The organism is Nocardia sp. NPDC058497 (assembly GCF_042720195.1).
GTDB lineage: Bacteria > Actinomycetota > Actinomycetes > Mycobacteriales > Mycobacteriaceae > Nocardia.
Genome location: NZ_JBHXMY010000548.1, coordinates 1 through 3,908, shown reverse-complemented (window position 1 = coordinate 3,908; position 3,908 = coordinate 1). Strand labels below are relative to the sequence as shown.

The 3,908-nt window shown below is 67.2% G+C and carries 5 protein-coding genes; 2 read left to right on the top strand and 3 right to left on the bottom strand.

What is annotated here, in order from left to right; translation table 11 throughout:
• From ACFWPJ_RS26945 to ACFWPJ_RS26935, 3 genes are all read right to left on the bottom strand, one after another.
• On the bottom strand, nucleotides 1-530 hold a 530-nt coding region (locus ACFWPJ_RS26945; protein WP_378855407.1), incomplete at its 3' end, for a hypothetical protein.
• The gene (locus tag ACFWPJ_RS26940; RefSeq protein ID WP_378855406.1) at nucleotides 527-766 is read right to left on the bottom strand and encodes a hypothetical protein; all 240 of its coding nucleotides are present in this window, start codon (nucleotides 764-766) and stop codon (nucleotides 527-529) included. The genes ACFWPJ_RS26940 and ACFWPJ_RS26945, both read right to left, overlap by 4 nt.
• A complete protein-coding gene (locus ACFWPJ_RS26935) occupies nucleotides 763-984 on the bottom strand; it encodes a hypothetical protein (RefSeq protein ID WP_378855404.1) in 222 nt (73 codons plus the stop codon). The genes ACFWPJ_RS26940 and ACFWPJ_RS26935 overlap by 4 nt, the downstream gene beginning before the upstream one ends.
• Before the next feature lie 240 nt (nucleotides 985-1,224).
• On the opposite strand from ACFWPJ_RS26935, the gene ACFWPJ_RS26930 reads away from it, so the two are divergent.
• Both ACFWPJ_RS26930 and ACFWPJ_RS26925 read left to right on the top strand, forming a co-directional pair.
• Nucleotides 1,225-2,424: an IS110 family transposase gene (locus tag ACFWPJ_RS26930; protein WP_378855402.1), complete on the top strand. Its 1,200-nt coding sequence runs from the start codon at nucleotides 1,225-1,227 to the stop codon at nucleotides 2,422-2,424.
• Nucleotides 2,425-2,650: 226 nt separating this feature from the next.
• Entirely contained in the window at nucleotides 2,651-3,862 is a 1,212-nt protein-coding gene (locus tag ACFWPJ_RS26925; protein ID WP_378855400.1) for a helix-turn-helix domain-containing protein, read from the top strand.
• The last annotated feature ends 46 nt before the right edge of the window (nucleotides 3,863-3,908 follow it).

The window sequence follows — 3,908 nt, the reverse complement described above, 5'->3', positions numbered from 1 at the left end:
ATCCACATGTCCGCTGTTTGGGTGCGTGTGCGGGCGGGGTGGAGGGTGGGCGTTGCTGTCGGCCGGGTCGCCCTCAAGATCGACTGCGCGCATTCGATCACCACGGCCCCTGATGGACGGAACGCGCTGATAGCCGGAGACACCCACGTGCGGACCATCAACGGGTCTGGTACCGGGGACGGCAACGCGATATCGCCTTCGCGGATCACCATCACCCGTGCTGTCCACAGTCGCGCCACGTCGTCGGGGTCGCCGATCGGCCGGATGTCGGCCCTGACCAGGAATGTCCACATGTCGGTGCGCGGATGACCGATGATCGGCAACGGCGCAACACCGCGAACGTCGAGGCTGGTTTTGACCCGCTGGGCCAACCCGGTCGGCATCATCACCGCCCCGACCAACCGGCCCGCATTGTTCCGGCCCGTGCCCGGGTCGACAACGGCGGGCAGCGAGCACATGCGCCGGTAGAACTCGCACCGTGTCCAGGGTGTCTCGGCGAAGGCCCCGGCGGGCAGGCTGGTCTGGGTCATCGAAACCAACCAGCTTGTCTCATCGCGTCGAGCGCCCCAACGAGGTCGGCGCGCGATGGATTGGGGTCGGCCTCGAACAGGACTGATGGTACGGGATCTGGCGCAGCCGCGGACGCGCGCCGATCCAGTTCAGTCTGGGACAGCGGCACCGAACAGACCAAACCGGCATCCTCAAGGCCGGACAAGGCGCCGAACAGCTCCGCCACATATCGACCGTCGCGCGATCGGCCGGTCATCGGGCGCTCCACTGCCCGCGCCGGTTCGCCCACGCGAGGTTCCTCATCCGCAGAGACGTGATGGCGCGACGGACTTCCCGCACCCTCCGGCCAGTCCTGCGGGCAAGGGCGTCGATAGTGAGCAGACCGCCCGGTGCCAGGACGCCGAGGATCAGACCATCGGATGCAAGGACGTCTAGCACCTGTCGCTCGATATCGGTCAGGTTCGCTGTGCTCATCATTCCTTACCTTTCTTCTCGGGTGCTGTAAGCCACTGGCTGCCATAGGCTTTGCAGCACCCAGGAGCGCCGGGTATGGCTTTCATCGCTCAGCCGTTGATGGCCCAGGGGGATTGGCCGCCCGGCGCTCCGCGACGACTCGACCGCTGATTGAGATACGCGACCCGATCGCTTCGTAAGGACACGACGGCGCAGTCGTCTGCGAGACAACTCAACAGAGCAGCAACGACGGGAGTGGTTGTGCAGCAACAAATGTGGGTAGGAATCGACGCCGGGAAATCGGCTCACCACTGCGTCGTCATCGACGCCGACGGCAAACGACTGCTCTCGCGCAGAGTGCTCAACGACGAGCAGCCCCTGCGCGAGCTGATCGACGATGCCACCGGACTCGCCGACAGTGTGGAGCTGACCTGGGCGATCGACCTCAACCACGGCGGTGCGGCCCTGCTGATCGCGATGCTCGCCGAGCGTGATCAACGCCTGCTCTACATCCCGGGCCGGACCGTGCACTGGGCGTCGGGAACCTACCGCGGCGACGGGAAGACCGACGCGAAAGACGCCGCGATCATCGCCGACCAAGCCCGGATGCGCCGAGACCTGCAACCGTTGCGGGTCGGCGACGAAACCACTGTCGAGCTGCGGATCCTCACCGCGCGGCGCACCGACCTGGGTTGTGACCGGACCCGGGCGATCAACAGGTTGCGTGCCCAGCTGCTCGAATACTTCCCGGCCCTGGAGCGAGCGTTCGACCTGCGCGCCAGCAAGGCGGCGTTGATCCTGCTCACCGGCTACCAAACCCCCGAAGCCATCCGACGACTCGGCGAAACCCGGCTGACGGCCTGGTTGAAACGACACGGTGCACGCACCAGCGCCCGCGTCGCCGCGACCGCCGTTGCCGCTGCGAAAGCCCAGCACACGACCGTGGTCGGTGAGCAGCTCGGCGCGATGATGGTCGCGCGTTTGGCCAAGGAGGTGAGCGACCTCGACATCGAGATCAGTGAGATCGACGCGATGATCGAGGCCCGATTTCGCCGCCACCGCCACGCCGAAACCATCCTGAGTATGCCCGGATTCGGTGTCTTGCTCGGCGCGGAATTCCTCGCCGCGACCGGCGGTGACATGACTGCCTTCGACAGCGTCGATCGCCTCGCCGGGGTCGCCGGCCTGGCCCCGGTCCCCAAAGATTCCGGACGCGTCAACGGCAACCTCAAACGGCCACGCCGCTACGACCGGCGCCTGCTGCGAGCCTGCTACCTCGCCGCCCAGGTCGCAACAATCCACGACCCGGCCTCGCGCACCTATTACCAGCGCAAGAGAACCGAGGGCAAGAACCACATCCAAGCGGTCATCGCGCTCGCCCGGCGCCGACTGAACGTGTTGTGGGCGATGATGCGGACCGGCACCCGATACCGGCCCGAAACCAGGGTCGTCGCGGCTTGACAACATCATTGAGAATCCCCCTGGTGGGTGTCAGGTCAGTGCGCCCACCGCCGCAGAGCTTTCGCCATCGTCCGCGCAGCTCGTTGCGCCCGATGTGCCGTGCAGCGTTGCCCGGCATACCCCGGCGGTGGGGCTGAGACCAAGCTTTCCGCTGACAGGGGCCAGGTAGAACGATTCTTCGGCTACAGCGCGTCTACAACCCCATCGCGCGGCTACCGTGTGTTGTATGGAATCCGGCCCACCCCCCGCAGTCGTCGGGGCACAGCTCCGCGCGACCCGTGAGGCAGCGGGGTTCAGCCTGACCGAACTGGCCGACCGAGTGCCCTACAGTCGGGCCGCTCTGGGCCATTACGAGACCGGGCGGCGCGTACCCACCGCCGATGTCGTTGCGGCGTATCGACGTGCGTGCGGCCCGCTGGACGCGGTGACTACAGCGGAGGCACTGGGCCGCGCCGACCTGGACCGGCGGGGGTTTCTCCGTTCCTCCGCCTACAGTGCCTCACTCGTGGCCACCGCCCTGCTGCCGATGCCCGAGCACGCGCGCCTGTCGGCAATCGGTGACGGCACGGGTGCCGGCGCGGCTGACGTGGCGGCGGTGCGCGGCGTGACCGATGCCCTTCTCCGGCTCGATGAAGTGCGCGGCGGCGGGGCCGGACGGCTCGCGATGACGGCGTTTCTCTCGACCGACGTTTCTGCCCTGCTTCGGTCCCGGTTCACCGACGCTCGTGTTCGGGCCGAAGCGTTCAGTGCGGCATCGGAACTCGCGTACGCGATCGGATTCAGCTCGCACGATGTCGGCGCGGACGGGGCAGCGCTGCGGTATTTCCTGGCCGCGCTGCGGTTGGCCGAGGAATCCGGCGTGCCCGGACAGGACGGTTTCGTACTGCGGATCATCGCCTTGCACGCGGGCGACGTGGGTATGCCGGAGCACAGCGTCGAACTCGCCGAGCGCGCGGTATCGCGGGCACGCGGTCACGTGGATGTCGATGCGTCGGCGGTGTTCGATGTCGCTCTCGCTCGGATGTACGCCGAAGGCGGGGAACATCGCGCGGCGCGGGACACGCTGCGCAGGGTCGAACCGTGGCTTACACCGACCACGACGACCGAACTCCCGCGCTGGCTGTCGCTGTTCTGCCCGAACAAGGCATCTATCGGCCGACAGGCGTCGAAGGCGTTCGCCGCGCTCGGTGATCTCAGTGAGGCCGAGCGGCACTTGTGTATGAGCGTGGCTGCTTGGAACCCGGAGACGCACACCCGGATTCGCGCACTGAGTGAGATCGAGACCGGACTACTGCGCTGGAAGCTGGGACGGCACGAGGACGCGGCCCGATTGTGGCGGGCAGCGCTGCCGGTGGTGGCCGGTGTGGATTCGGACCGCACCCGCAAGGCGGTCGCGAAGGTCGCTGCCGTTGCCCCGGAGATGGCAGTCACGGCCTGACTACCTTGCCGACGACGACGGACGACCCCGGACTCATCATGAGTCC

Bases quoted from the DNA above. Each gene is read 5' to 3' on its own strand.
- ACFWPJ_RS26935 (WP_378855404.1), bottom strand. From the start codon at position 984: ATGAGCACAGCGAACCTGACCGATATCGAGCGACAGGTGCTAGACGTC.
- ACFWPJ_RS26940 (WP_378855406.1), bottom strand. From the start codon at position 766: ATGACCGGCCGATCGCGCGACGGTCGATATGTGGCGGAGCTGTTCGGC.
- ACFWPJ_RS26925 (WP_378855400.1), top strand. From the start codon at position 2,651: ATGGAATCCGGCCCACCCCCCGCAGTCGTCGGGGCACAGCTCCGCGCG.